The sequence below is a fragment of the Pseudomonas sp. PME37.24/025 genome (assembly GCF_055556615.1).
On record NZ_JBVHNK010000193.1, the window covers coordinates 1 to 272 of the forward strand.

A 272-nucleotide genomic window follows, 5' to 3' on the forward strand; every position below is an offset into this window, starting at 1 on the left:
GTTCTCCCCGATGAATACTCCACAGGAAGCAGTTTGATGCCACAAAAGAAAAACCCAGACTCCTGGGAGCTCTTGCGCGGGAAGACCGGTCGCATTACTGCTGCGCTCTTCAGTCTCTTCACCACTCTGAAGGGCTTGCCATCCAGTTATCAGCGCGACTTGCAAGAGGACAAAGAGGCGCTGTTTGCGGCCCAAGATCACATCCTCGATATGCTGGCAGTTGCTTCAGGTGCCCTAAAAGCTACGAAGTTTCGCGGCGATCGTTTAGAGGC

General features: G+C 53.7%; 1 pseudogene. It reads left to right on the forward strand.

What is annotated here, in order from left to right:
- Positions 1-36 precede the first annotated feature (36 nt).
- Positions 37-272, forward strand: a pseudogene (locus ACZ3HH_RS30040) (argininosuccinate lyase); the annotation flags it as partial.